Here is a 25,819-nt window from a genome sequence, read left to right on the forward strand (position 1 = left end):
TTGGCAATGAGCACGCCTGCAAGTACTGCGCAAGCCGCCCAAGACGGACTGCAAACCCTCAAGTCCTTGTTAGACACGGGCGATATCGAGCAGCTGGCCGCGCAAGCCGAAGAAATGTCCCGAACATACCCAGACAAACCCGGGCCGATGCGTTTCCTGGCACTGGCCCTGTCCCGCCAACAAAATCACGACGAGGCGAAACACGCGCTGGCAACTGCACGCGAGCGCGGCCTGCCCGATGCATCCTGGCTTGGGACGCGAATGACTCTCGCCCTCAATGCCAAGGACTGGCCCGAAGTCACCACGACGGCGGAACTGCTTGCCGGTCAGGAAGGCACCGAGGGTGCCAGTGTGCTTGCCCGGCTCAAGGACCACTACCGCGAGCCCTATTGCGAAGCGCTTGTCGAAACGGGACAGGCCGACACGGCGTCGCGATTGATCGACGGTTTTACCGAAACCGCCGATGACATGCCCTGGATCGCGCGGGCCAAATTCCGTTGCGTGACAGCCCTGCACGATATGGACGGTGTGGCGGACGCCTGCGAAGCCTGGGTCACCAGACCAGGCGCCAATCCCGGTGATGCCATGGTGCTGCGGCTGATGGGACTTCAGGTTCCGGAGCTGGAACGCCGCGCACGCGAGATCGTGACACGGCTCTATCACGTAGATCCGACAAACCCGGTCGTGCAACGTGGTTTGCAGGCATTGCAGTTGCAGCCCGACGGCAAGGGCAACTTGGTACGCGCGGCCCGGATCGCACGCCGTGACATCAAACTTGCGTCGTCGAATGCCGAAAAACTCCGCATCGCCTTCCAGGCCTTTGCGGAAGGAAAGAGCTGGGACACCGAACGATATACCGAACGCCTGGCTGAGGAATTCTCGGATCGGGATTTTCGCCGCCCGTTGATTGAGGACAACCCGGAAAAAGACGTCAATCAAAGCGAAATTGGCGACAATAGCCGAACCGCGTTGGTCTTTGGCACGATGGGTCTGCCCTTGACCGTGCTTGACGCCTATTTCGCGGTCGAGGGCACAACAGCGATTTACGTTTGGGACTTCCGAAAAACCATGGCCCTTAGCGGTGTGCAATCCCTCGGATCGGATTTCGAGGAGACCGTTCAGGCGCTGCGCAAGTTGGTGTCCGGGATCGGCGGCACTCATCTGACCACTTATGGCACATCCGGCATGGCCCTTCCCGCTTTGCGCTATGGTGTTGCGTTGAACGCCCAAAATGTCATCGGGATCAGTGCCGCAACCACGGCCACCGAAGACTTCGTGCGTCGCGCCAGCGACACCCGTGGCAAGCTTCTGACCCGACGGCTCTATGCCATGTTCGACCAGAGCGAACTGTGCGGCAAAACTGCACTCTTGACCAGCTCGGCACGGCCGCGTGTCGATCTCGTGTTCGGGGCCGAAGCCAAGGTCGACATTCCACATGCCGAGGAGGTGCGGAACGTGGAGAACGTGCATCTCCACGCCCTGCCGGATTGCGCACAACATCCGGTCACCCGCGAACTTGTTTTGCGGGGCATGCTGGCCGACACCCTGGCAGGACGGATCGAAGGCCATCCCGGCCTGATCGCTGGCTAAGCCCGCCCGGCACGACATCGATATCCCAGAAAAGAAGAAGCCCGGGCGCTTGCCCGGGCCTTTCCGAAATCTCTTGTCAGCAGAAGCTTACGCCAGTGCCGCTTTCGCCTGATCGACGATAGCGCCAAACGCATCGGGTTCGTGCACGGCCAGGTCGGCCAGAACCTTGCGGTCGACTTCGATGCCCGACTTCGACAGCCCGTTGATGAACTTCGAATAGGTCAGCGATTCGTCATGTGCGCGCACGGCCGCGTTGATCCGCTGGATCCACAGGGCGCGGAAATTCCGCTTGCGGTTCTTACGGTCACGGGTGGCGTACTGGTTGGCCTTATCCACGGCCTGACGTGCAACCTTGAAGGTGCTCTTGCGGCGGCCATAGTAACCTTTGGCGGCCTTGATGACCTTCTTGTGGCGTGCGTGGGTGGTGGTCCCGCCTTTAACTCTCGACATCTTTCAAGCCCTCCTTAGCGATCGTACGGCATCATGCTCTTGATGATCTTCGCATCAGGAGCAGACATGGTGGTGGTGCCGCGTGCATTGCGGAGGAACTTGTTGGTACGCTTGATCATACCGTGACGCTTGCCGGCTTGTGCGGTCAGCACCTTGCCTTTTGCCGTCACCTTGAACCGCTTCTTGCAGCTCGACTTGGTCTTCATCTTGGGCATTTCCGTCTCCTATCTTCTGAGTTCGGTCCTACGCGCGACTCGGCATGCCACTTTGGCCGGCCGCGCAGACAGAGGCGTCCTATACGAGGGGTTTGCACTTATTGCAAGCGATTTACGCATCAAATGCCTCATCCGGATTTGGGAGGCGCATCAAAGATGTGGTATCCTCTGGCCACACCCTCCGAGAGCACAACCACATGCCAGTAAACACACATCTTGCGATCATCGCAGCCTTTGTGGTGCTCACCACCGCCGCCAGGGCGGAAATCGGCTGGAATAACGGTGCCATCGCACATCGCAAACTGCCACCACCAGAAATATCGCGGTCATTTGTTCGGCTTGATGTGCCACATATGCGACAGGGTCGCGATCTGTGCGTTCCGACCTCGGCAGCGATGATCCTGCGCTACTTCGGTGAAAAGCACGATCCACGTGCGCTCAAGGCCCTGGCCGAGAATCACAAACCCATCGCCCAGCGCAACAGCTTCACCTATTGGCGCGACATGGATCATGCATTGCGTCAAATCGGGCACCGCTGGAAAATCCGTGATTTCGCGCGCACCGATGCAGGTTTCAATCAAGGGCTCAACGCCTTGCGTAAACACCTGCGTCAGGGCCTGCCCGCGATGATCGACGTACATCAGGACGAAGGGCACACATTCGTGGTCATGGGATTTGATGACACCCGGCAAGTTGTTTTCGTCCGAGATCCGAACCTGCCGAAAAGCCGCTCACGCATTCTCAGCTACGCGCAACTCAAAGACAGCTGGCACAACCACCGGTTCGGCCCTCATCGCAGCGCATTCTTTGCCTATAAGTAGATCCGCTGCGGACTACTCTGCCGACCGGTAAAAAGACAATTCTCACGCCGCATGCCCTAGTCCACGTAGCGCGCGACCACTCGGACAATAACATCGGGTATTTCACTGATCGTATAGCCGCCCGGTTTCTGAGTGGCGGCCCAAGCCACCAGCCCGCCGCCGACAATCACCGCAATCGCGGCGATCCGGGGCGCCCGCCGTTCGGACATAGCCGATACCATCGCCGGAATCGCGAAAACGCCAATCACCAAACCAATCACCAATGCCAGATCATAATCCATGTTACCGCCCTCTTTACGCAACGCCCATCATACGTGGCGCCTACTTGTAATACGGCTAAGATTACTCCGGGTCAGAGGCAAAAATCAAACTTTCGTCGCAAGGCGCGACGCGCAGGATATTGGTGGTTCCGGGCTGGTTGAATGGAACCCCGGCGATCACCAGGATCTGATCGTCGGTCCCTGCAAATCCCTGCACCCTTGCGGCGCGCGCCGAATTGACCACCGCCTGTTTGAAGCGCTGCAATTCACCGGTCATGATGCAGTTCGTACCCCAGCTCAGCGCCAACCGTCGCGCGGTGCCGCGCAGCGACGTCATGGCGATGATTGGCACCCGGGGCCGTTCCCGCGCCGTCAACAGGGCGGTGGTGCCCGACTGGGTGAAGCAGCAAATCACTTTGATGTCCGTGGTCTCGGCGATTTCACGCGCAGCGGCAACGATGCCATCGGCGATCGTCGTCCGCTCCGCCCGGCGCGAGGCCTCGATGATGCCACGATAGTTGCTGTCGCATTCCACTTCGACGGCGACGTTGTTCATAGTTGTGACCGCTTCGATCGGATAATCGCCGGCGGCCGACTCCGCCGACAGCATCACCGCATCGGCACCTTCATAGATGGCGTTGGCCACGTCGCTGACCTCGGCCCGGGTCGGCATCGGGCTTTCGATCATGCTCTCCAGCATCTGGGTCGCCACGATCACCGGCTTGGCCGCGGCCCGGCATTGCCGGACCAGCTTCTTCTGGATCGGCGGCACGTTCTGCACCGGCAGTTCCACGCCCAGATCGCCGCGCGCCACCATCACCCCGTCCGAAACCTCGAGAATCTCGTCGAAGCATTTCACCGCCGAGGGCTTCTCGATCTTCGACAGCACCGCCGCACGGCCATCGACCAGAGCCTTGGCCTCAAGCACGTCCTCGGGCCGCTGTACGAAGGAAAGCGCGATCCAGTCGACACCCAGATCACAGGCAAATTCCAGGTCGTCGCGGTCCTTCTTGCTGAGCGCCGCCAGCGGCAACAGCACGTCGGGCACGTTGACACCCTTGCGATTGGAAATCGTTCCGCCGGTCAAAACCGTGCAATCGGCATAATCCTCGCCGCATTTCTCGACCCGCAGCAGAATTTTGCCGTCATTCACCAACAGGCTGGCCCCCGGGGTCAGGGCGGCAAAAATCTCGGGATGGGGCAGGCGCACGCGGGTGGCATCGCCCTTGGTCTTGTCCAGGTCCAGCCGGAAGGACTCGCCCTCGATCAGCTCCTCTTCGTCATTGGCAAACTTGCCGACACGCAATTTCGGCCCCTGAAGGTCGGCGAGGATGCCGATCGGGCTGTCCAACTCGCGCTCAATCTCGCGAATAATGCGGTGGCGCGCGCGGGTTTCGTCATGGCTGCCGTGGCTCATGTTCAGTCGAAATACGTCGGCACCGGCCTCGTGCAGCGCCTTGATGGTTTCATAGTCGCTCGAAGCCGGGCCCAGCGTGGCCACGATCTTTACATTGCGGTGACGTCTCATGTTTTTCTGCCTGCTTTTCTTCTCGGCACGCGCCCTAACAGTTATCGCTAACAATTACCATGGGGCGAATGCGCCGCTCCGTCTCTTTGCGTCCTATTTGCTTCATCTCTTCCCTTCCTTTGGTATCTCGCCTAATTCCATGGGACAGGGAAATGACACGACGATGACATATCAATCATACGAAATTCATGAAGAGACACGAGAGTCGCGCTGGCTGATCACTTGCGATCATGCCTCGAATGCAGTGCCGCCCGAGGTTGCCAGCGGCGACCTGGGCCTGCCGCCTGCCGACATGAACCGCCATATCGCCTATGACCTGGGCGCCGCAGGGGTGACCCACGCGCTGGCCGACCTGATGGGCGCGCCTGCAATCCTGTCACGGTTTTCGCGGCTGGTGATCGACCCCAATCGTGGCCAGGATGACCCGACCCTGATCATGAAGCTTTATGACGGCACCATCGTGCCCGCCAACCGCCATATTGACCATGGCGAGGAACAACGCCGGATCGCCGCCTATTGGAAACCCTATCACGACGCCTACGAGGCGCTGGCCACCCGGCGCGACGACACGGTGATCGTGGCGATCCATTCCTTTTCGCCCAAGCTCAACGGCCGCAAGCCGCGCCCGTGGCAGATTGGCGTGCTGCATGCTGGCGACACCTCACTGGGCCCGGCTCTGGTCGCGCGGCTGGAGCGCGAACCCGACCTCTGCGTCGGTGACAACGAACCCTATGCCGGCCACCTGCCCGGCGACGCGGTGGACCAGCACGCCCTGCAAAAGGGTCGCCCCAACGTGTTGATCGAGCTGCGCCACGATGTGATTGAAACCGACGAACAACAACACGCCTGGGCCCGCCGCCTGGCACCGATTCTGACGCAAGTGCTGGCCGAGACCGGTCTGTAGGGTGGGTGGTTCCGGCACTCATGCCGGGTTCACCCACCACCCTTCAAGGAGACACCAAATGGACGATCAAACCCGTATCGAAATCGAAGCCGCCGCCTTTCGCCGGTTGCGCCAGCACCTGATGGACGACCGCAAGGACGTGCAGAATATCGACCTGATGAACCTTGGCGGTTTCTGCCGCAACTGCCTGTCACGCTGGTACATGGAAGCTGCCAACGAACGCGGCATCGAAATGGGCAAGGAGGAAGCCCGCGAGATCTACTACGGCATGCCCTATGACCAGTGGAAGGCGCAGAACCAGACCGAAGCCAGTCCCGAAAAACAGGCCGAGTTCGAGGTCGCGTTCAAGGAAAACGTGCTGAAGGACAATGGCTGAGCAGGTTACTATCCCTGCGAACACGCACACGGCATGTTCGCTGGTGTGTGTTTGCGCCTGCGGGCCGGTGGCCTATCTGTCATTACACGTTGATGTAAGGACGCTCAAATGACCCGCATGCCCACTTTTTTCATTTCCCATGGCGGCGGCCCCTGGCCGTGGGTGCCCGAAATGCGCAGAACCTTCGCCGCGCTCGAGGACAGCTTCCTGCGCATGCCCGGTGAACTGCCCGAACGCCCTAAGGCGGTTTTGATGATCTCGGGTCATTGGGAGACTCCGGACGCCTATGCCGTCACTCATGCCGCCAACCCGCCGATGGTCTATGACTATCACGGCTTTCCAGCCCACACCTACGAAATCACTTACCCCGCCCCCGGCGCGCCCAAGTTGGCCGAACGCGTGGCAGCTCTAATCGATGCGGTCGGCCTTCCCTCGCGCCTTGACGGGGAACAGGGCTATGATCACGGCACCTTTGTGCCCATGGCCATCCTCTATCCGCAGGCCGACATGCCGCTGATACAAGTGTCGATGCGCAGCCACTATTCCCCGGAAGAGCACCTCGAACTGGGCCGCGCCCTGGCCCCTTTGAGGGACGAAGGCGTGCTGATCATCGGCTCCGGGCTCAGCTATCACAACCTCGCCGCCTTCGGCCCCGGGGCGCGCGAGCCATCCGAAGCGTTTGATGCCTGGCTGAGCGACAGGCTGGCCTTGCCCGCCATCGACCGCACGTCGGAACTGATGGGTTGGGAACGCGCCCCCCATGCCCGCCAGTGCCATGCCCGCGAGGACCACCTTGTTCCGCTCTTTGTCGCGCTCGGTGCCGCTGAAGGCGATATTGCCACGCGGACCTATCACGAGGAAATGATCCGTGGCGGTGTCACCGCGTCAAGCTGGCGGTTTGGCTGACGCCGATCAAGCACAGCATGGGTCGGGTTTCTTTCTGGAGCGGACACTGAGATTGAGCCGCGCGATTACCAGACCGTGGGGTGGTGAACCAACATCCTGTTGCACCGTTTTATCCACGAGAAACCCGCTCAAACCCTCTGCGATTCATTGCCCTCTGGAAATCACCAGCCCCGCGGGCGGTCTGGTGATCGCACGGCGGCCTGCGGCCTTGATTCCGTGCGGGTACGTTTTTGACATGCGCCCTTTCCATGCCAAAGAACTCACGACGCCGCTGCAACAACGCCTTCAGTCAAAAGCCGGTCGATCTCCGCTTCTCCATAACCCGCCTCGGCGAGAACTTCGCAGCTATGCGCTCCGTGGCGTGCCGGGGCTGCATCCAACCGGGGCGAACCCTCATCATAACTATACCCCGCCACCGGCAACCGCGCTGGACCCGGACCGTTACCGGGTACATCCTGCATCACCAACCGCCCGGCAATCTGTGGATGTGCCAGCGCCTCATCCAACCTGCGCACCCGTGCCGCCGGAACGTGATGGGCGTTCAGGTGTTCCTCCCATTCACTCGCCGTTCGTGCTTTCAGCGTCTCTGTCAGGAAAGCTCGGTCACCCTCGGCGCGTTCATGCAAATCGGCCATCGGCGTGATGCGCAGCATCTCGGTCGCCGCATCATTTCCCAGCGCCGCCATCAGATCGGCAGCCTGTGCGGGGGTGAAGGCCCCCAGCATAATCGTGCCCTCGGCGGTCTCGTAAGCGCTGTAGCAGGGCAGGTTCGGATCGTGATTGCCATGCGGGCGGGTCGGCACGCCCGTGGCCTCGGTTGCGACCGTGTTGGCCAGCATCAGCATCAGCGCGCAATCCGCCATGGCCACGTCGATCACCCGACCGCGCCCGGTCTTTTCCCGCCCGAGCAGCGCCGCCGTGATTGCCAAGGCCGCCTGTGCGCCGGTGCCGAAATCCACCACCGGCGGCCCGATCCGCACCGGCGGGCTGTCGGCCTCGCCATTGGCCGCCATTACCCCGGCAAAGGCCTGGATCACCACGTCATAGGCAGGGTCATTCGCCTTGGGCCCGCTGCGGCCGAACCCGCTAATCGAACAATAGACCAGCCTCGGATTGATACCGGTCAGCGTGTCCGCATCCAATCCCAGCTCCGCAAGGCAATGGCTGGTATAGTTCTGAACCACCACGTCCGCCCCGTCGACCAGCCGATGAAACACCGCCTTCCCCTCGGTCGATTTCAGATCAAGCGCCAGCGCCCGCTTGCCACCGCCCTGGCCCTGAAACCCCAACCCCATCCCATCATGGTTCAGGTCATCCACGGCGCCGGTAAACCGGGTCATGTCGGGCCGCCCGGGAGGTTCGATCTTGATAACGTCCGCCCCAAGCACCGCAAGCTGATAGGTGCAAAACGGTCCCGCGAACACATGCGTTAGGTCCAGAACCCGGATCCCGTCCAGAGGTCGCATGGCCCCCTCCTCGCTGATGGTTTTGCTCCATCAGGGCAGCAGGATCGCAGGCTTTCTGTTCCAAAACCGTCAGATTGCCGTTTTCAGGCTTTCGTCCAGATAGATCTCGCGCAGACGTGCGGCCACCGGCCCCGGTGTGCCGTCGCCCAGTTTGGCACCGTCCACTTCCACAACCGGGAAGACGAAAGTCGAGGCCGAGGTGATAAAGGCCTCGTCCGCGTTCTGTGCCTCCTCAACAGTAAAGGCGCGCTCTTCCACTTCCATCTGCGCCTCCCTGGCAAAGCGCAGCACGGCCGCTCGGGTAATGCCGTGCAGGATATCATTGCTCAGATGGCGGGTGATGATCTTGCCATCCTTGACGATATAGGCGTTGTTCGAGCTGCCCTCGGTCACCTTGCCATCCTCGACCAGAAACACGTCATCCGCGCCCGCCTGCTTGGCCATCATCTTGCACATCGACGGGTAAAGCAGCTGTGTCGTCTTGATGTCACGCCGGCCCCAGCGGATGTCCTCGACCGAGATCACCTTGATGCCGTTTTGCACCGCCGCCCCGCCCTGGGTCAGGCCCGGCTTGCTTTGCGTGAACAGCACCAGCGTCGGTTTCACCACTTCCGGATCGGGGAAGACGAAATCCCGATCGCCGGCCGAGCCGCGCGAGACCTGCAGATAGACCAGCCCCTCGTCGATCTCGTTCAACTCCACCAGCTTGCGGTGGATTTCCAGCAAATCGCCGAACGCCTCGGGCTTCTCCATATCGAGTTCCGTAAGCGAGCGTTCCAGCCGCGCCAGGTGTCCGTCGAAATCGAGCAGTTTTCCACCCAGGACCGAAGTCACTTCGTAAACCCCGTCCGCCATCAGAAAGGACCGGTCGAAAATCGAAATCTTGGCGTCTTCTTCCGGCAGGTATTCTCCGTTGACGTAAACTGTGCGGCTCATCGCGTGTCTCCTTAGCCCCAGAGGTCTGCGGATGGCGGATGCACCCCGGCCTCGTCGAATTTCAAAGCGTTGTCGCGGTCTTCGGCCAGAAGGAGCGGGCCGTCAAGGTCTGTTACCATCGCACCCTGCGCCACAAGAGTCGCCGGAGCCATGGCCAGCGACGATCCGACCATGCAGCCGACCATGACCTTGTAGCCCTCGGTCAATGCCGCCTGTTTCAGCGCCAGCGCCTCGGTCAGACCCCCGGTTTTGTCGAGCTTGATGTTAACGACGTCATACTTGCCCTTCAGCCCCGGAAGCGAGGCGCGGTCATGGGCGCTTTCATCGGCGCAGACCGGCACGGGACGTTCCATCCCAACCAGCGCCTCGTCGTCACCAGCAGGCAGGGGCTGTTCCACCAGCGCCACGCCCAGCCGCACCAGATGCGGCGCCAGGTCGGCATAGACTTCGGCGCTCCATCCTTCGTTGGCATCGACGATGATGGTCGATTTCGGTGCCCCCGCGCGGACGGCTTCAAGCCGCGGCATGTCATCCGGCGTGCCCAGCTTTATCTTCAAAAGCGGGCGAAACGCATTCTCGGCCGCCTGTGCCTGCATTTTTTCGGGCGTGTCGAGCGACAGGGTATACGCGGTGATCTCTGGCCCCGGCTGCGGTAACCCGGCCAGTTCCCAGGCCCGCACGCCCGCCTTCTTGGCCTCCAGGTCCCACAGTGCACAATCAACCGCATTGCGTGCGGCCCCGGCAGGCAACAAATCGTACAGCGCCGCGCGCGTCACCGGCCCTGACAGCCCTTCAATTTCGGCCGTCACGCTTTCCAGCGTCTCACCATAGCGGGCATAGGGAACACATTCGCCCTGCCCCGACAGGAACCCATCCGAAACCCGCACGGTCAGCACCTTGGCCTCAGTCCGACTGCCGCGTGAAATGGTGAAGACCTGCGCCAGCTTGAACGTTTCCGGTATCACCGTAATCTGCACGCGCCCGCCCCTTCCTTTTGCCAAAAGAATCCCCGTCGGAGGCTCTGACCTCGCGGCGGAAACAGAGTTATCAGGTGATCGCCACCAGCGCATCCACCAGCTTGCCCGCACCATAACGGAACGGATCGGTTGCCGGCAGCCCCATCTCGGCCTCTACCTCGGCCAGATAGGCGCGCGCCGCGTCATCCGGCATATGCTGCGTGTTCACCGAGATACCGACCACCTGACAATCAGGGTTTGCCACCCGCGCCAGCGCAAGTGCCGTGTCGCGCAGTTCTTGCAGCGAGGGTTGCTGATAATCGGGCAAGCCACGCATATGCGCGCGGGTCGGCTCATGCGCCAGGATCAGCGCGTCGGGCTGCCCGCCATGGATCAGCGCCATGGTTACACCGGAATAGGAGACATGGAACAGGCTGCCCTGCCCCTCGATATGATCCCAGTGATCGTCATCATTGTCCGGCGTCAGCCACTCGACCGAGCCAGCCATGAAATCTGCAATGACAGCATCCAGTGGCACACCGTCACCGGTGATCAGGATACCGGTCTGGCCCGTCGCTCGGAAGCTCGATTTCAGTCCGCGTTTCTTCATCTCGGCGTCCATGCAAAGCGCCGTGTACATCTTGCCGACCGAGCAATCGGTGCCCACCGCAAGACAACGCTTGCCTTTGCGTTTGACGCCATTTGCGATGGGATAGTCGACTTCCGGAATGCGCACATCATGCAACTCGCGCCCCGTCGCCTCGGCCACCGCCACCAGATCGGGCTCATCCCGCAGAAGGTTATGCAGCCCCGATGCCAGGTCGAACCCTTCCTCCAGCGCCATCACCAGCACCTTCTTCCACTCGGCGCTGATCACACCGCCGCGGTTGGCCACGCCGATCACCAGCGTTTTGGCCCCGGCTTCTTTCGCCTCGACAAGGTTCATGTCAGTCAACCCCAGGTCGGCGCCGCAGCCCTCCATCCGGTACTGCCCAACGGCGTTGTCGGGACGCCAGTCCTTGATACCCTGAGCCACCTTGGCCGCCAATTGGTCAGGCGCATCGCCCAGAAACAGCAGGTACGGTGTCTTGATCATGGCAGGAATCCTTTCCCCTGAAGGTCTGCATTACTGTCCTATAGGCGGGTTGCAAGTTTATCCCAAAACCGTTGGAAAATTGCAAATTCTAACAAATTTCTCCGAAAATTCCAAAAAAGAGTCGAAGATTCTTCGAGCATTGTCACTCAAGGCGCGCTTTCTTCCTCGGCAACAAGAGCCTCGGCCTGAAGGTAGCCTGCCTGCGGCGCACCGATTACCGGCATCGCCTGGGCGTGGCCGGTATCCTCGGGCGCGTCTTCTTGCGCGCGTCGGGTCAGGGCGACGATCGAAACTGCGAAACACATCATTGCCAGCGCAGCAATGAAACCGCGGCCCTCGCCGACACTAACCATATTCGGCCCAATCAGGATGCCGACAAACTGTCCCACATTCAGCACCAGAATCATGGTGCCGCTTGCGGGAACGATCTGTGACGGTTTCAGCTGATCATTGGCGTGCGCAGAGCAAATTGCGTACATCGGCAAGCTGGCCCCGGCCAACACCGCGAACCCTGTCGCGATGACCCCGGGCGAAGGGTTGGTCAGCATCCACAGACAGGTCAATCCGCCAATTACCCCCAGCCCGATCAGAACCAACCGTCGGTCGGTACGGTCCGACACCCATCCTACCGGGTATTGCACCAGCGCCCCCATGATCATCGCGAGCACCAGCGCACCTGAGGCCTGGGCCGCCGACAGGCCCATCTGCAGCGCCAGCAGAGGCAGGGAAATATACCATGCCGCCACCAGAAGCGCGCTGATCAGATTACCCAGAACTGCCATGGGCGACACGCGGTACAGCTTCGCGACCGGCATCCGGTCGGGCACCTCGTAGTCCGGTGCCTTGATACCTGACAGCAAGAGCGGCACAATCGACAGGGAGATCAGGATCGACACCAACCCGAACAGCATGTTGCCGCTGGGATCGGGCGCTGCCACCAGCGCCGTGCCGATTGCCGGGCCCGCCATCCAGATCATGAAATAAATCGACAGGATCTGCGCCCGGTTTTTGTTTTCCGATTTCGCCTGAAGCCAGCTTTCGGTGATCACATACATGCCCGGATAACAGACTCCGGCCAAGAACCGCATCGCTGACCAGGTCATCGGATCCGAGGTCAGCAGGTGCAAGATCGCTGCAATACTGACCAACGAAGCCAGAGCCGAAAACGCCCGGATATGGCCGACCTTTTCCACCATGCGCGGTGCCAGGATCGTGCCCAGGATGGCCCCGGCCGGATAAGCCGCCTGCATCAGCGAAATCGTCAGGTCGCTAAAGCCGAGCCCGGCCCCGCGAACCGTCAGCAAGGTCGCCAACAGCCCGTTGGCCATCATCAGAAGGAACATGCCCAGAAAAAGGGCCCAGTTGTCGATCAATGCGCGTTTCATGTCGCCTGCTAAACACGAATGGCCCACCACGCACGCGCGCATATGCGGCATGCCCCCAGGTCGCAAACAGACCGCTGCAACGCAGCGTCGCATGCCGCAACGGCAAAACCTCCTTGCAGCCAAACCCGCAATTCAATATCGCTCGGCCCCGAACCCACGCAAAAGCTTCCTATACGAAAGGCTTCGACATGTCCTTCCGCACCCAACCGCCAGCTCCCGCCCGCCCCAACCGTTGCCAGCTGTTTGGTCCGGGCTCGCGCACCGAGCTTTTCGAAAAAATGGCCGCCTCGGCTGCCGACGTCATCAACCTTGACCTCGAAGACAGTGTCGCGCCCAGCGACAAGGCCACTGCCCGCAAAAACATCATCGCCGCCACGCATGATGTGGACTGGGGCAACAAGTACCTGTCCGTACGCATCAACGGTCTGGACACCGAATACTGGTACAAAGACGTTGTCGACCTGTTGGAAAACGCCAGCGACCGTCTTGACCAGATCATGATCCCGATGGTCGGCTGCAAGGAAGATATCTATGCCGTCGACGCGCTGGTCACCGCGATTGAAAAGGCCAAGGGCCGGACCAAGCCGATCAGTTTTGAAGTGATCATCGAAACTGCTGCCGGTATCGCCCATGCCGAAGAAATCGCCGCCGCCAGCCCCCGGATGCAGGCGATGAGCCTTGGCTATGCCGACTATGCCGCCTCAATGGGTATGGCGACCACCGGTATCGGCGGCACCCAGAAAGATTACTATATGATCGACGGGGACAGCACATATTACCCTGACCCGTGGCACTATGCGATCACCGCGATCGTTGCGGCCTGCCGCACCCATGGCGTTCTGCCGGTTGACGGCCCGTTCGGCGACTTCTCGGATGATGCCGCCTATGTGGCGCAAGCCAAGCGCGCTGCGACCCTTGGCATGGTCGGTAAATGGGCAATCCATCCCAAGCAGGTGAAGCTGGCCAACGAGGTCTACACCCCGTCCGCCGAAGCCGTCACCGAGGCGCGTGAAATCCTGGCCGCCATGGAAGAAGCACAAAAGAACGGCCTTGGCGCCACCACCTACAAAGGCAAGCTGATCGATATCGCATCGATGAAGCAGGCCGCGGTGATCGTCCGTATGGCAGAGCTGGCTGGCGCAAGCTGATCCCTGTCGACACAGCGATTTCGAAGCCCCGGCCATACCGCCCGGGCTTTGCGTTTTTGGTTCGCTTAACTGGGGTCAGGGAAGTCCCATGCGATTGCTGACCCGCGGAGTAGCGACCAGCCTTGGCCTAGTGCCACTTCGTCCTGCCCTCTTCCGTGCGGCTTAACTTTCCTCCGTGCCCTCTCGAAATCGCCGCCCTATGGGGCGGGGTGGTGATTGTGCGGCGGCCCAAGGGGTTTGATTCCGTGCAGGTATTTTTCGGCAATGGTGTTACCTAGCCATCAGCCATCGCTTTCCCATGTCTCGAAAACCCCGTAGACAATCACCATGCAACAGCCCCTCTCCCTGATCGGCGGAATGGTCCTGCGCCCGAACAGGGCGCTGGAACCGGGAGACGTGCATGTCGCCGATGGTCTGATCGTTGAAACGCCAGCCAATGACTCCGCTCAGATAGACTGCAAAGGCAAGCACGTCCTGCCAGGCATCGTCGATGTGCATGGCGACGCGTTTGAGCTGGAACTGCATCCCCGCCCCGACATCGACATCGCCTTTCCCATCGCTATGGCATCCGTTGACCGGCAATTGATTTCCAACGGAATCACCACCGCGTATCACGGCCTCACCCTGTCATGGGAGCCCGGCGCACGCAGCCTGCCCGCCGCCCGCGCCTTCATGTCAGGGCTGGTGCAGGAACGCCCGAACTTTCTTGCCGATCACCGGGTTCAACTGCGCTGGGAAACCTTCGCCCATGATGCGCTGAATGACTTGGCGCAATGGCTGACCGAAAGTCCGACCCCAGCCATCGCCTTCAACGACCATACAACCGAGACACTCGGAGTCATCGCCGAGGGCGACACCGCGTCACTCGACAAATGGGCCACGCGGGCCGGAATTTCGCGGGATGACTATGTTGCTCAGGCAAAAGCCGCGAGCGCGCACGCCGCCAACGTTCCAGGCATGATCGCCAAGGTCGCTGCGATGGGCCGCCAGAACGGCGCCATCATGTTGGCCCATGACGAAACCTCGGCACAGGATCGCACCACCCATCGCGCCCTAGGCATGTCCGTGTCCGAGTTTCCGCTGACCCGCGAGGCCGCTCGCGCGGCAGTTTCCAATGGCGAACACACCGTCATGGGCGCCCCCAACGTGCTGCGCGGTCTCAGCCACAAGGGCAACCTCTCGGCCATCGATGCCATAAGCGAAGGCCTCTGCACCGTGCTCGCCTCGGATTACTATTACCCCAGCCAGTTGCACGCCGCGCAGGCTCTGGTGACACAGGGCATCCTACCACTGGAGCAGGCATGGGCGCTGGTCTCGACCAACCCGGCGGCGGCCATGGGCCTAACAGATCGCGGGGCCATCCACCCCGGTCAACGCGCCGACATGGTGGTTTTGGATACGTCGGCGCATTGGCATCCTCACCAGATCATCGCGTGTGGCGCGATCAGCAGTTTCGGATAGTGTTCTTACCAGAAACAGGAGGACGATCGTGAACGAGTTGTTAGAGTATGTCTGGCACGACACCGTGTTGTTGAAGATCGAAATCGACCGATCCGATCCCGGTGAAAACGATACATTTCGCATATTGGTGGAATGGTCCGATTGGGAACCCCGGCCAGAATGCCCGTACGCGACAATTGAATTCAAGGATTGCCACTGGTTGAACATGGACATGAATTTCGGCGTGGTTTGCGTCGAAACATTCGACCAAATCGAACTTGAACCTGACCACCCCGAGATTCAAAAAATAGCCAAGCTCTTTCGCGTCGAAGACCTGACCTGCGTGGCCTTCAAAACCAATTCGACAGGAAGCACCATTCGGATCATCGCGGAATCTGTAACAATCATGCCTCATACCACGTTGAACGGCGTGGCTTGAGCCTCTCCCCCCATCCCGCTAAACCTCCCGGGACGAATCCGCCGAACACATTTAAGGAAGGCATCCATGCCCAGACTCCGTTCCCGCACCTCGACCCATGGCCGCAACATGGCCGGTGCCCGTGGCCTTTGGCGCGCCACCGGCATGCAAGACAGCGATTTCGGCAAGCCGATCATCGCTATCGTGAACAGCTTTACCCAGTTCGTGCCGGGTCACGTACACCTCAAGGATCTGGGCCAGATGGTCGCCCGCGAGGTCGAAGCCGCCGGTGGTGTCGCGAAAGAGTTCAACACCATCGCCGTTGATGACGGGATCGCCATGGGCCATGACGGGATGCTCTATTCGCTGCCCTCGCGCGAGGTCATCGCCGACAGCGTGGAATACATGGTCAACGCCCACTGCGCCGACGCCATGGTCTGTATCTCGAACTGTGACAAGATCACCCCCGGCATGCTAATGGCCGCGATGCGCCTCAACATCCCTGCCGTGTTCGTTTCGGGCGGACCGATGGAGGCCGGCAAGGTCGTGCTGGAAGATGGCACCGAAAAGGCCGTCGACCTGGTCGATGCCATGGTGGCTGCCGCAAGCGATGACATGAGCGACGCCGACGTCGACGCTTACGAGCGGTCCGCCTGCCCGACCTGCGGGTCGTGCTCGGGTATGTTCACTGCCAACTCGATGAACTGTCTGGCCGAGGCTCTCGGTCTTGCCCTGCCCGGCAACGGTTCGATGCTGGCCACCCATGCCGACCGCCAGCCGATCTTCCTGCAGGCCGGTCGTTATGCCGTGGACCTGTGCAAACGTTATTACGACGGCGACGACGCCAACGTGCTGCCACGCAACATCGCCACCAAGGCCGCGTTCGAAAATGCCATGTCGCTGGATATTGCGATGGGCGGCTCGACCAACACCATTCTTCACCTGCTGGCCGCCGCTGCCGAGGGCGAGGTCGATTTTGACCAGTCCGACATCGACCGCCTGTCGCGCAAGGTGCCCTGCCTGTGCAAGGTGGCCCCAGCGAAGTCCGACGTACACATGGAAGACGTCCACCGCGCCGGTGGCATCATGGCGATCCTGGGCGAGCTGGACCGCGCCGGTCTGCTCGACACCTCGGTCAGCACCGTACACGAACCGACCATGGCCGACGCGCTCAACAAATGGGACGTAGCCCGCACCAACGATCCGGCGGTGCATGAATTCTACCGTGCCGCCCCCGGTGGCGTGCCGACCCAGACCGCGTTTTCGCAGAGCCGCCGCTATACCGAGCTGGATACCGACCGCACCGGCGGCGTGATCCGCGACAAGGCCAATGCGTTCTCACAGGATGGCGGTCTCGCCGTGCTCTATGGCAACATCGCCGAAGATGGCTGCGTGGTGAAAACCGCCGGTGTGGACGATTCCATCCTGGTGTTCTCGGGCCCTGCCCGCATCTTTGAAAGCCAGGATTCCGCCGTGAACGCAATCCTGACCGGAAAGATCGTCGAAGGCGACATCGTGGTGATCCGCTACGAGGGCCCGCGCGGTGGGCCGGGGATGCAGGAAATGCTCTACCCGACTTCCTACCTGAAATCGAAAGGGCTGGGCAAAGCCTGTGCTTTGATCACCGATGGCCGCTTCTCGGGCGCCACATCGGGTCTGTCCATCGGCCACGTCTCGCCCGAGGCAGCCGAGGGCGGCACCATTGGCCTGGTGGAAGATGGCGACCTGATCGAGATCGACATCCCCAACCGCTCGGTCAACCTGGCCGTCAACGATGCCACATTGTCGGCCCGTCATGAGGCCCGCGAAGCCAAGGGCTGGCAGCCGGAAGAGCAACGCACCCGCAAGGTTTCGACCGCGCTGAAGGCTTACGCGGCGCTGACCACCTCGGCCTCGAAAGGCGCCGTGCGAAAGGTGTAATTGTAGGGCGGGGTTCACCCCGCCTTCACCCGCTTCTTCAAGCCCGCTCGTCCTTGGGTGACCCCAGCACCACGTATGATGTGATCGCGTTCACTTGCGGCACCGTCCCCAAAACCTCGGTGTGAAACGCTTTGTAGGCCACCAAGTCCGCCGCCTCGATCCTGAGCAGGTATTCCACCGTTCCGGTAATGTTGTGGCACTCCCGCACCTCCGGCGCCCGCGCAATCGCCCGTTCAAATGCCTCTTGCGCCAGTTTGGTGTGCTGGTTCAGCCCAACGGTGACATAGGCGGTGATCCCGATCCCCATCGCCACCGGATCCAGCACCGCGCGATAACCCTTGATCACACCGGACCGTTCCAGCTCCTGCACCCGGCGCAGACAGGCCGAGGGCGACAGCCCCACACGATCGGCCAGCTCAAGGTTGCTGATCCGGCCATCGCGGGTAAGCTCACACAATATCTTGCGATTGATGTCATCAAAATCCATCATTGATTGTGAAACTAACCCATTTGGCAACAAGAATGCAATTCCATGCCGGTTCTGCCAACGTATTATTGCCCGTATGACTTACGACATCCTCACCGCGCTGGCGGGCTTTGCCCTCGTCTCGTCAATCACGCCAGGGCCCAACAATTTGATGCTGATGGCCTCGGGTGCCAATTTCGGGTTTCGCCGCACGATCCCGCATATGCTGGGCATAGGGATCGGCTTCACGCTGATGATCTGCCTTGTCGGCGCCGGGCTGATCGGAGTTTTTGACGCCTACCCGGTCAGCCACACGATTCTCAAGGTTGTCAGTGTCCTCTATCTGCTCTGGCTCGCCTGGAGGATCGCCAACGCCGCCCCGCCTGAACAGGGACAGAGCAGCGGCAAACCGTTTTCCTTCCTGCAAGCGGCTCTGTTCCAATGGGTCAACCCCAAGGCCTGGACCATGGCGCTGACGGCGATCACGCTTTACGCGCCCGACCGCTCGCTGGCGGCTATCGGGCTGGTGGCGCTGGTCTTTGGCGCGATCAACCTGCCCTCGGTCTCGACATGGACAGTCCTAGGTCTGCAGGTCAGCCGTGTATTGGCCAGCCCTGCCAAGCTGCGCGCCTTCAATTGGACCATGGCGGCGCTTCTGGTGGCCACACTTTACCCGGTGCTGTATGGCATGGCGTGATGCTGACGCTTCTCCATACCTCGCCGGTCCACGTGGCGACCTTTGACGCCCTGCGCGACCGGATCGCACCTGGCGCTTCTCTGCGCCATATCGTGCGTGAAGACCTGCTGGCTCGCGCCATGGACCAGGGTATCACCCCCGAGATCGCCGCCGAAACCACCGACCTGATCAACAGCGTGCAAACCCCGGTGCTTTGCACCTGCACCACCCTCGGCACGGTCGCGGAAAATGCCGGTGCCACCCGCATCGACCGCCCGATGATGCGGATGGCCGCGGAACGGGGCGGACCGGTCCTGATGGCGTATTGCCTGGAAAGCACAGTCGAACCCAGCCTGTCGCTGTTGCAAGAGGAATTGGCGCGGGCCGGCAATCCCCACCCCATCACGCCGCTGTTCCTGCCCGACGCGTGGCCTTTGTTCCAATCCGGCAATAGGACTGGTTTCGCCCATCACATTGCCGACGCGATCCGTGACCGCGTCAACTCCGAAGACCTTTGCGTGATCCTCGCCCAAGCTTCGATGGCCGACGCGGCTGATCATCTCGGTGAACTTTCCAATCCGGTCCTGTCGTCCCCGGAAACTGCGCTGAAACGCGCAGTTGGAATTTCCTGACGCAAGCACATATTCCAGTATTGATATGGATCAAAGAGGACGTTCGCCTTCGCCCCTACGGTCCCGCCGGATTCCCAGCACTCGGGTCCTGTCTTGTGGAGTAAGTCTGATGAAAGCCCTGTTTCTTGCCGCAGGTTTTGCTATCGCCGCTTCGATGGCGACCATTGCCCAAGGCAATTCCGAACTTTCCGACCCGATCTTCGATATGTCCGCGGTGATCATGTCGAATGCCGAGGTTTTGCAACTCACCTCCGAACAACTGGCCGAGGCGCAGGCCTGGGTCGAGTTGTCCAACGACCAGCGCCTCGCACTGGAAGCCCGTGCAATCAAGGCTCGGGCTCAGCTTCGTACCGCGATCATCCGCGGGCAGACCAACAAGACTCGCACCAAGCTCGCGCTAAAGATCGGGCAGCTTGAAACCAAGTTGGCCAGCATCGGCTCGATCAACGCCGATCAGTGGCGCAGCATCCTGAGCAAGGAACAGTTCAATCAATCTCTGGAACTGATGGACGCGCAATACTGACAGCTGCCCGACCGGCAACCAAAGCCAACGTGACCCGCCACAAACTCGGCTTTCGGAAACGATAGGTGAACGCCGACCGGATCGCCGGCCCCGTGGGCGTCAATAGGCCGGCTGCCCCCAGCGCAGGTCTTCCGTCACTGCGCCGGCCCCAAGCGTGTTGGCGGCAACCTCAAGGATCAAATCACGCAGGGCCAGGCACCCGGTGCGCGCCGCTTCGGGAAAGCCATCGAAAACTTCGACCACGGGTTCGGGGATTGCTGCGTTCATAGCGGTCTGACAGGCTGGCGCAGGATGGTCTTCAGCTTCTCGGGTGCCACCCTGCGCGGGTCACTCAGGTAAATCTCGTGATGCTTGCCGCCAAATGTCAGGCCCTTGTCCGGCATCACCTGCTCATGCAGTTCCGCAAGTGTCGGCGCTTCGTCGGTATAGGGCCCGATATGCAGCCGTTGCAGGCAATCGCCCTCGGTAAACCGATCCAGCCGCACGGCCTGGATCAAGCTCGAATCGGCCCCGCCCTTCTTTTTCGCTTGCTTGGCCAAGACCGTCTCGCGAACCGCTTCGATCAGCACTTCTTCTATGCGATCGGGCAGCCTCAGTATCGCCGTCCAGCGCCATTCCTTGCGGTCGCCGGACACAAAGGCCGCCGGATCGTCGGCCCACCACAGCGCCTCGAGCGGTGGCACCGCGAAATCCCGGCCATCGGCCTTCTCGGCGAACTTCACGCCATAGGCCAGCGGGTAGAGCGCCCCGACCGCCGCGCCGTAATCCGGCCCGTTCGGATCGCCCTGCCCGTCGATCATCAGGAAGGTCATTTCGGGCACGTCGATACGTGCCCAAGTGTCGGTCTTGGCCGCATAAAGCGTTTTGTCGGTTTTCTTGAAATCCAGCTTGGTCATGGCCAGATGCCCCTCAAATGGCTTCAACCCGTTCCGCTTTTCCCACACGTGCATTATAGAAGCTCAGGCGGTTCGAGACAAATCTCGGTTACTTATCAGCCTCGCCTTCAAGCGCCCCAACCAGACAACGTTGGGCCAGTGCGACCTCGACTAACTTTTCCGGGACGGGGCTGCCCACTAGATCGGGCTCTTCAACCCAGGGCGGGTGCGCCCGACAGGACTTGTTCAGCGTCAGGTCATACACAGTTATTTCGCAACTCCGAGTGTCGGCCAGATACGTCTGTTTGCACCACGCTTAAATTCGGAAATTGTCGGGCAGCACGCCCATTAGGCGATTTTGCCCGCAACCCGTCGCCTAGGCAACGCCATACCAGCCAACAGTTGCATCAGCCGCCCCAAGCGGCCATATAGCGACAAGTTGGGCGCAGGAGTAACGGCATGACCAATTACCTCGACTTCGAAAAACCGCTGGCCGAGATCGAAGGCAAGGCGGAAGAGCTGCGCGCTATGGCGCGGGCCAACGAGGAAATGGATATCGAGGACGAAGCGGCGGCGCTGGACAAGAAGGCCGCCGAGCTTCTGGAAGAACTGTACAAGGATCTCACCCCCTGGCGGAAGTGCCAGGTCGCGCGTCACCCCGAGCGGCCCCATTGCCGCGATTACATCCAGACGCTGTTCCAGGAATACACGCCCCTGGCCGGGGATCGGAACTTTGCCGATGATCACGCGGTGATGGGCGGGTTGGCCCGGTTCAACGACAAGCCGGTGATGGTGATTGGCCATGAAAAGGGCAGCGATACCAAATCCCGCATCCTGCACAATTTCGGCATGGCCCGTCCCGAAGGTTATCGCAAGGCCGTGCGCCTTTTGGAAATGGCGGGCAAATTCGGATTGCCGGTGATCACGCTGGTGGATACCGCCGGGGCCTATCCCGGTAAAGGCGCTGAAGAACGCGGACAGTCCGAAGCGATTGCGCGTTCGACCGAAAAATGCCTGCAGATCGGTGTGCCGCTGATCTCGGTGATCATCGGCGAAGGTGGCTCGGGTGGCGCCGTGGCCTTTGCCACCGCCGATCGTATCGCCATGCTGGAACACTCGATCTATTCAGTGATCTCGCCCGAAGGCTGCGCCAGCATCCTGTGGAAGGACGCCGAGAAGATGCGCGAAGCCGCCGAGGCGCTGCGCCTGACCGCGCAGGACCTTGAGAAGCTGGGTGTCAATGACCGGATCATTCGCGAACCCAAGGGCGGCGCGCATCGCGACCGTACCGCGACGATTGACGCGGTTGGGGCTGCGATCGCCTCGATGCTGGCGGAACTCGATGGCAAAACACCGAAACAGCTGATCCGTCAACGGCGCAAGAAATTCCTCGACCTTGGCTCTAAGGGTTTGGCGGCCTGATTAGGGTATAGCTGAATGCAACCGGGGCTGAAGTGGGGCGGTCGTAAACAGTTAACCGCGCTGGCTCCATTTTGCGAAAGTCTGCTCTTAACTAGAACCCATCGAAAGCCTGCAGCGCCAATCTCCAAGTTAAGAGAATATGTCAGGGTGCGCAGCCCAATCCCTCACGACGTACTGTAGAATTTGCGCCGGGCTTCCTGCTCGATGGCGAGTTTCATCTGCAGGTCGGCCAGCTTGCGCATGACGTCCTTTTCCTCGGGAGTGCCCTTCGCTGCCTTTAGTTTTTCAAGCTGCGCATCGACTGCTTTTTTCAACTCGATCTCGCGCGGCAGAACACCGGCATCGGCCATGATACCCATCCCGGCAGACACCACATCACCTCCGGCGCGATGCGGCAATGGTTTGCCTTCACCTTGCAGATTGTCCAATTGCCCCTGGGCCTTGGCCTTCTGTATCTGATGTTCTGCAAGGTCACGCCATTTCATCAAGGGACTCCGGTTTGGCAGGAATGTGCCTCGGCCAAGAATATATGTCCTTCTGGATGCCGTTCCAATAGTGGGACACGAAACGGAATAGGTTTGCACGCGCCCTTTTTGCAGCGTTGGCGCGGCGTTCTCCAAGCGGGTTCGGTTTGAACCCACCCACGATCAATTCGATCAGCAAGGCAGCGCGTTGGAAGCGCAACAACTGCCTCGCGCGCTCCAAATGCGTTAAAGCTTGCGGACAGGTGTCCGCCAAGCTCGACCTCGGCCTCGGCCTCGGCCACGGCGCGCAGGTCCGGCATCGTTGGCACAAGGAAGACAAACGCATTGACCGCCAAGAAGGCCGTCATGGCGAGATTGACCTTCATCCAATTGGCACGTTCACCATAGCCGAACCACAGGATCAAATGGCAAATCATCTTGATCGCCAGCCCCGGCTTGATCAGGATATCGCCACGCGTTCCCTGTAGGTGTAAACGGTCAGCGCGGTTTCCGGGTTGGGTGACCCGACGGTCGCCCGATCACGGTACGGCAGGTGATGCAGCCGACATGGGCAATGCCGGCCAACTCGTTGACGAAATCCGGTAGTATGCCCGCGATGTCAGCTTTTGCGATTGCCGAACCACATGCGACGAATAAGTCCGTCCTTGCGGATGAACTGATGGTAAAGCGCACCAGCAACGTGCAACAGCACCAACGCCATCAATAGCTTGGCAATGATCCCGTGCACGGCACGTGGGCCGTATTCCGAGAAATCGGCCGGCAGAGTGCCATAACCGCCAAAAACAATCCCGGGCAGCCCCGCCAAGTTGGCCAGTGCCAGCCCCGAAATGCACATGGCAAATACCAGGACATAAAGCCCGACATGCGCCACACTCCCAGCTGTGTCGATCAGCGCGTTGCCGGTTTCAACTTTGGGCGGCCTTGTGCTCGCAAAACGGGTGATCACACGTATCAGCATCAGCACCAGGATGCTGATACCTACGCTCATGTGCCCGCGCAGCCCAAAAATCTTGTTCGGGTCGCTGTTGGGCGTCTCGGCCAGAGAAAAGGTACCCATGAACAGAGCCACGAGGATCGCAATGGCCAGAAGCCAGTGTAAGGCAACGAGAAGCGGGTGATAACGGGACATAAAGAGCACCTCCTACGGATATGAGTCGCGACGACGATAGGGGATGTGGCATTTTATTGCAATTGCAATTGTTGCATTTGCACTCATTCTATGGCACAACCCTGCCATGACCGATGATGAGACACGCCGAACCCGCGAAAACAGCCTGGGCTGGATGATCCAGCGCATCGCCGGGGCGCTCAATCGCGAAATGACGCGGCAGTTGGAACCGCTGGACCTGTCATTGCCGCAATTTGCCGTGATGATGACCGTGTTGGAGCATGATGGCCTGCCGCAATCTGAAATTGCCGCGTTGATCCACGGCCCCGCCTATGCAGTCAGCCGCGCACTCGACCGGTTGGAAGACCAAGGTCGAATCGAACGCCGCAGCCATGCCAGCTCGCGCCGGGCGGTGGCGGTGCATGTCACCGATGCGGGCCGCGCCCTGGCCGGTGATCTGCAACGTATCGTGAATGAAGTGAACACCGCTTTGGTCACCCCGCTGGCAACCGATGCTGATCGTGCGCTGCTTAAAACGCTTTTGCAGCAGATATTGCCGTCGTCCGACAGGCCCGGGTGACATCATCACCTTAGCCCCAGCACAGGTTTTCGAAACTTCGTCCGCCAATTCGACATCCCACAAAAAAACGCCCCGGTGTGACACCGGGGCGCTTTCAAATCTGGTCGTGTCGGGCCGTTTTACGCAGCTTGAACCGATTGATCCTCGGTCAGGATGGCGTAAAGCGTGGCTGCATCGCCATTGGCGCGCAGCTTCTGGCACACCGCCTCATCGCGCAGCGTGCGCGACACGCGGGCCAGCGCCTTTAGGTGCTCGACACCGTCTTCCTTGGGGGCGAACAGCGCAAAGGCCAGATCGACCGGCTGACGATCTACCGACCCGAAATCAACCGGCTGCTCCAGCATCACGAAAATGCCGACCACGTGATCCACCTCGGCCACGCGGGCATGCGGCAGGGCCACGCCCCGGCCAACGCCGGTGGGGCCCAGACCCTCGCGCTCCAACAGGGCATCGACGGCCATGCTGGCATCAAGCCCATAGACCGATGCGGCAATTTCACCCACTTCGTTGAGCAGGCGTTTCTTGCTCGATGCGGCCGAAATGACTTTGACTGCCTCGGGTTTGAGGATGCTGGAAAGTTCCATGTTACGCTCGTTGCTCCGACAAGCAGGCGCTAACCTGCCCTTCAGTTCTGCGGGTCAATCCAGCCGACATTGCCGTCTTCGCGGCGATATACAACGTTCAACCCACCTTTTCCCTCGTTGCGGAAAACAAGCACCGGTGATCCGGAAATTTCCATCTGCATGACGGCCTCGCCAACCGAAAGCGACGGGATCTTGGTTTCCATCTCGGCCACGATCATCGGCTGAAGCGTTTCGGGCTCCGAATCCTCGTTCTCGTGATCTGAGGCGAGGATATACGAGGCGGCGCCCATAAGTTCAACCGGTTCGGAGCGATCTTTATGGTGATCCTTCAGCCGGCGCTTGTAGCGGCGCAGCTGGGTCTCCATCTTGTCGCAGCAACCTTCGAAAGCGGCATAGATTTCGTGCGCGTGGGCCTTGGCCGACGCATTGAGGCCGGTGGAAAGATGCACGGTGGTTTCACACATGTACTCGGCGCCGTTCTTGGAAAAGACCACGTGGGCGTCGGTGGGGCGTTCGGCGTATTTCGCCATAACAGAGCTAAGCTCGTCTTCGACGTGTTGTTGAAGGGCAGCGCCAATGTCGATGTGTTTGCCACTGATTTGATATCGCATCTTGTCTCCTTTGCGTGACAATTCGGGCTTGTCCGGGCGCAG

At 60.6% G+C, this 25,819-nt stretch carries 31 protein-coding genes; 15 read left to right on the forward strand and 16 right to left on the reverse strand.

Features of this window, described 5'->3' with window-relative positions; genetic code table 11:
• The first annotated feature begins 6 nt into the window (after positions 1 to 6).
• Positions 7 to 1,590, forward strand: coding sequence for a hypothetical protein (locus tag RXV86_RS10410; RefSeq protein ID WP_316299430.1), 1,584 nt, complete (start codon positions 7 to 9; stop codon positions 1,588 to 1,590).
• 87 nt (positions 1,591 to 1,677) lie between these two features.
• Here RXV86_RS10410 and rplT read toward each other — a convergent pair whose 3' ends face one another.
• The gene (gene rplT / locus RXV86_RS10415; RefSeq protein ID WP_316299431.1) at positions 1,678 to 2,040 is read right to left on the reverse strand and encodes a 50S ribosomal protein L20; all 363 of its coding nucleotides are present in this window, start codon (positions 2,038 to 2,040) and stop codon (positions 1,678 to 1,680) included.
• Between the two features lie 14 nt (positions 2,041 to 2,054).
• Complete coding sequence (rpmI, locus tag RXV86_RS10420) at positions 2,055 to 2,255, reverse strand: 50S ribosomal protein L35 (RefSeq protein ID WP_316299432.1); 201 nt, start codon at positions 2,253 to 2,255, stop codon at positions 2,055 to 2,057.
• A gap of 197 nt (positions 2,256 to 2,452) precedes the next feature.
• On the opposite strand from rpmI, the gene RXV86_RS10425 reads away from it, so the two are divergent.
• Complete coding sequence (locus RXV86_RS10425) at positions 2,453 to 3,076, forward strand: C39 family peptidase (RefSeq protein WP_316299433.1); 624 nt, start codon at positions 2,453 to 2,455, stop codon at positions 3,074 to 3,076.
• Positions 3,077 to 3,132: 56 nt separating this feature from the next.
• Here the strand turns inward: RXV86_RS10425 and RXV86_RS10430 are convergent, their stop codons facing one another.
• Together RXV86_RS10430 and pyk are read right to left on the reverse strand one after the other, a co-directional pair.
• Entirely contained in the window at positions 3,133 to 3,357 is a 225-nt protein-coding gene (locus tag RXV86_RS10430; protein ID WP_316299434.1) for a hypothetical protein, read from the reverse strand.
• A gap of 61 nt (positions 3,358 to 3,418) precedes the next feature.
• Complete coding sequence (pyk, locus tag RXV86_RS10435; RefSeq protein WP_316299435.1) at positions 3,419 to 4,864, reverse strand: pyruvate kinase; 1,446 nt, start codon at positions 4,862 to 4,864, stop codon at positions 3,419 to 3,421.
• Positions 4,865 to 5,027: 163 nt separating this feature from the next.
• Here pyk and RXV86_RS10440 point away from each other — a divergent pair, with 163 nt between their 5' ends.
• The 3 genes from RXV86_RS10440 (at position 5,028) to RXV86_RS10450 (ending at position 7,050) form a co-directional block, all read left to right on the forward strand.
• Positions 5,028 to 5,768 (forward strand): N-formylglutamate amidohydrolase, encoded by a 741-nt coding sequence (locus RXV86_RS10440; RefSeq protein ID WP_316299436.1) that lies wholly within the window; start codon positions 5,028 to 5,030, stop codon positions 5,766 to 5,768.
• A 58-nt stretch (positions 5,769 to 5,826) separates the two neighbouring features.
• Entirely contained in the window at positions 5,827 to 6,144 is a 318-nt protein-coding gene (locus tag RXV86_RS10445) for a DUF1244 domain-containing protein (protein ID WP_316299437.1), read from the forward strand.
• Positions 6,145 to 6,261: 117 nt separating this feature from the next.
• Positions 6,262 to 7,050, forward strand: a complete 789-nt coding sequence (locus RXV86_RS10450) for a class III extradiol ring-cleavage dioxygenase (protein WP_316299438.1) — start codon at positions 6,262 to 6,264, stop codon at positions 7,048 to 7,050.
• A gap of 260 nt (positions 7,051 to 7,310) precedes the next feature.
• Here RXV86_RS10450 and RXV86_RS10455 read toward each other — a convergent pair whose 3' ends face one another.
• The 5 genes from RXV86_RS10455 to RXV86_RS10475 form a co-directional block, all read right to left on the reverse strand.
• Positions 7,311 to 8,516, reverse strand: coding sequence for a CaiB/BaiF CoA-transferase family protein (locus RXV86_RS10455; protein ID WP_316299439.1), 1,206 nt, complete (start codon positions 8,514 to 8,516; stop codon positions 7,311 to 7,313).
• Positions 8,517 to 8,585: 69 nt separating this feature from the next.
• A complete protein-coding gene (locus tag RXV86_RS10460) occupies positions 8,586 to 9,452 on the reverse strand; it encodes a D-amino-acid transaminase (RefSeq protein WP_316299440.1) in 867 nt (288 codons plus the stop codon).
• 11 nt (positions 9,453 to 9,463) lie between these two features.
• Positions 9,464 to 10,429: an N-acetyl-D-Glu racemase DgcA gene (gene dgcA, locus RXV86_RS10465; RefSeq protein WP_316299441.1), complete on the reverse strand. Its 966-nt coding sequence runs from the start codon at positions 10,427 to 10,429 to the stop codon at positions 9,464 to 9,466.
• Positions 10,430 to 10,499: 70 nt separating this feature from the next.
• A complete protein-coding gene (gene dgcN / locus RXV86_RS10470) occupies positions 10,500 to 11,504 on the reverse strand; it encodes an N-acetyltransferase DgcN (protein ID WP_316299442.1) in 1,005 nt (334 codons plus the stop codon).
• Positions 11,505 to 11,650: 146 nt separating this feature from the next.
• Positions 11,651 to 12,889 carry an MFS transporter gene (locus tag RXV86_RS10475; protein ID WP_316299443.1) on the reverse strand — a complete coding sequence of 413 codons (1,239 nt, stop codon included), beginning with the start codon at positions 12,887 to 12,889 and terminating at the stop codon, positions 11,651 to 11,653.
• A gap of 188 nt (positions 12,890 to 13,077) precedes the next feature.
• Between RXV86_RS10475 and RXV86_RS10480 the strand changes: the two genes are divergently transcribed.
• The 4 genes from RXV86_RS10480 to ilvD all read left to right on the forward strand — a co-directional run bounded on the left by RXV86_RS10480 (position 13,078) and on the right by ilvD (position 17,815).
• A complete protein-coding gene (locus RXV86_RS10480) occupies positions 13,078 to 14,037 on the forward strand; it encodes a CoA ester lyase (protein ID WP_316299444.1) in 960 nt (319 codons plus the stop codon).
• Between the two features lie 327 nt (positions 14,038 to 14,364).
• Positions 14,365 to 15,498 carry an alpha-D-ribose 1-methylphosphonate 5-triphosphate diphosphatase gene (locus RXV86_RS10485; RefSeq protein ID WP_316299445.1) on the forward strand — a complete coding sequence of 378 codons (1,134 nt, stop codon included), beginning with the start codon at positions 14,365 to 14,367 and terminating at the stop codon, positions 15,496 to 15,498.
• 28 nt (positions 15,499 to 15,526) lie between these two features.
• A complete protein-coding gene (locus RXV86_RS10490; RefSeq protein WP_316299446.1) occupies positions 15,527 to 15,916 on the forward strand; it encodes a hypothetical protein in 390 nt (129 codons plus the stop codon).
• Between the two features lie 66 nt (positions 15,917 to 15,982).
• Positions 15,983 to 17,815, forward strand: a complete 1,833-nt coding sequence (gene ilvD / locus RXV86_RS10495) for a dihydroxy-acid dehydratase (protein ID WP_316299447.1) — start codon at positions 15,983 to 15,985, stop codon at positions 17,813 to 17,815.
• A 37-nt stretch (positions 17,816 to 17,852) separates the two neighbouring features.
• On the opposite strand, the gene RXV86_RS10500 is transcribed toward ilvD, so the two are convergent.
• A complete protein-coding gene (locus RXV86_RS10500; RefSeq protein ID WP_316299448.1) occupies positions 17,853 to 18,305 on the reverse strand; it encodes an Lrp/AsnC family transcriptional regulator in 453 nt (150 codons plus the stop codon).
• A 73-nt stretch (positions 18,306 to 18,378) separates the two neighbouring features.
• Between RXV86_RS10500 and RXV86_RS10505 the strand changes: the two genes are divergently transcribed.
• The 3 genes from RXV86_RS10505 to RXV86_RS10515 all read left to right on the forward strand — a co-directional run bounded on the left by RXV86_RS10505 (position 18,379) and on the right by RXV86_RS10515 (position 20,112).
• On the forward strand, positions 18,379 to 18,978 hold the full coding sequence (locus RXV86_RS10505) for a LysE family translocator (protein ID WP_316299449.1): 600 nt from the start codon (positions 18,379 to 18,381) through the stop codon (positions 18,976 to 18,978).
• On the forward strand, positions 18,978 to 19,589 hold the full coding sequence (locus tag RXV86_RS10510) for a hypothetical protein (RefSeq protein ID WP_316299450.1): 612 nt from the start codon (positions 18,978 to 18,980) through the stop codon (positions 19,587 to 19,589). The genes RXV86_RS10505 and RXV86_RS10510 overlap by 1 nt, the downstream gene beginning before the upstream one ends.
• 109 nt (positions 19,590 to 19,698) lie before the next feature.
• Entirely contained in the window at positions 19,699 to 20,112 is a 414-nt protein-coding gene (locus tag RXV86_RS10515) for a hypothetical protein (RefSeq protein ID WP_316299451.1), read from the forward strand.
• A gap of 99 nt (positions 20,113 to 20,211) precedes the next feature.
• Here the strand turns inward: RXV86_RS10515 and RXV86_RS10520 are convergent, their stop codons facing one another.
• Together RXV86_RS10520 and RXV86_RS10525 are read right to left on the reverse strand one after the other, a co-directional pair.
• Positions 20,212 to 20,379: a hypothetical protein gene (locus RXV86_RS10520; RefSeq protein WP_316299452.1), complete on the reverse strand. Its 168-nt coding sequence runs from the start codon at positions 20,377 to 20,379 to the stop codon at positions 20,212 to 20,214.
• Positions 20,376 to 21,008, reverse strand: a complete 633-nt coding sequence (locus tag RXV86_RS10525; protein ID WP_316299453.1) for a GyrI-like domain-containing protein — start codon at positions 21,006 to 21,008, stop codon at positions 20,376 to 20,378. Before RXV86_RS10525 ends, RXV86_RS10520 begins: the two co-directional genes overlap by 4 nt.
• Before the next feature lie 438 nt (positions 21,009 to 21,446).
• Between RXV86_RS10525 and RXV86_RS10530 the strand changes: the two genes are divergently transcribed.
• Positions 21,447 to 22,409 carry an acetyl-CoA carboxylase carboxyltransferase subunit alpha gene (locus tag RXV86_RS10530; protein ID WP_316299454.1) on the forward strand — a complete coding sequence of 321 codons (963 nt, stop codon included), beginning with the start codon at positions 21,447 to 21,449 and terminating at the stop codon, positions 22,407 to 22,409.
• Positions 22,410 to 22,573: 164 nt separating this feature from the next.
• Here RXV86_RS10530 and RXV86_RS10535 read toward each other — a convergent pair whose 3' ends face one another.
• Positions 22,574 to 22,894 carry a DUF1992 domain-containing protein gene (locus RXV86_RS10535; protein WP_316299455.1) on the reverse strand — a complete coding sequence of 107 codons (321 nt, stop codon included), beginning with the start codon at positions 22,892 to 22,894 and terminating at the stop codon, positions 22,574 to 22,576.
• Positions 22,895 to 23,040: 146 nt separating this feature from the next.
• On the opposite strand from RXV86_RS10535, the gene RXV86_RS10540 reads away from it, so the two are divergent.
• Entirely contained in the window at positions 23,041 to 23,361 is a 321-nt protein-coding gene (locus tag RXV86_RS10540; RefSeq protein WP_316299456.1) for a hypothetical protein, read from the forward strand.
• A 131-nt stretch (positions 23,362 to 23,492) separates the two neighbouring features.
• Here the strand turns inward: RXV86_RS10540 and RXV86_RS10545 are convergent, their stop codons facing one another.
• The gene (locus RXV86_RS10545; protein WP_316299457.1) at positions 23,493 to 24,023 is read right to left on the reverse strand and encodes a cytochrome b; all 531 of its coding nucleotides are present in this window, start codon (positions 24,021 to 24,023) and stop codon (positions 23,493 to 23,495) included.
• 106 nt (positions 24,024 to 24,129) lie between these two features.
• Between RXV86_RS10545 and RXV86_RS10550 the strand changes: the two genes are divergently transcribed.
• The gene (locus RXV86_RS10550; RefSeq protein WP_316299458.1) at positions 24,130 to 24,582 is read left to right on the forward strand and encodes a MarR family transcriptional regulator; all 453 of its coding nucleotides are present in this window, start codon (positions 24,130 to 24,132) and stop codon (positions 24,580 to 24,582) included.
• 119 nt (positions 24,583 to 24,701) lie between these two features.
• Here RXV86_RS10550 and RXV86_RS10555 read toward each other — a convergent pair whose 3' ends face one another.
• Both RXV86_RS10555 and raiA read right to left on the reverse strand, forming a co-directional pair.
• Positions 24,702 to 25,166, reverse strand: a complete 465-nt coding sequence (locus tag RXV86_RS10555; RefSeq protein WP_316299459.1) for a PTS sugar transporter subunit IIA — start codon at positions 25,164 to 25,166, stop codon at positions 24,702 to 24,704.
• 41 nt (positions 25,167 to 25,207) lie between these two features.
• A complete protein-coding gene (raiA, locus tag RXV86_RS10560; protein WP_316299460.1) occupies positions 25,208 to 25,777 on the reverse strand; it encodes a ribosome-associated translation inhibitor RaiA in 570 nt (189 codons plus the stop codon).
• Positions 25,778 to 25,819: the final 42 nt, after the last annotated feature.

It is taken from the genome of Aliisedimentitalea sp. MJ-SS2, assembly GCF_032586155.1.
Lineage (GTDB): Bacteria > Pseudomonadota > Alphaproteobacteria > Rhodobacterales > Rhodobacteraceae > JAWHTC01.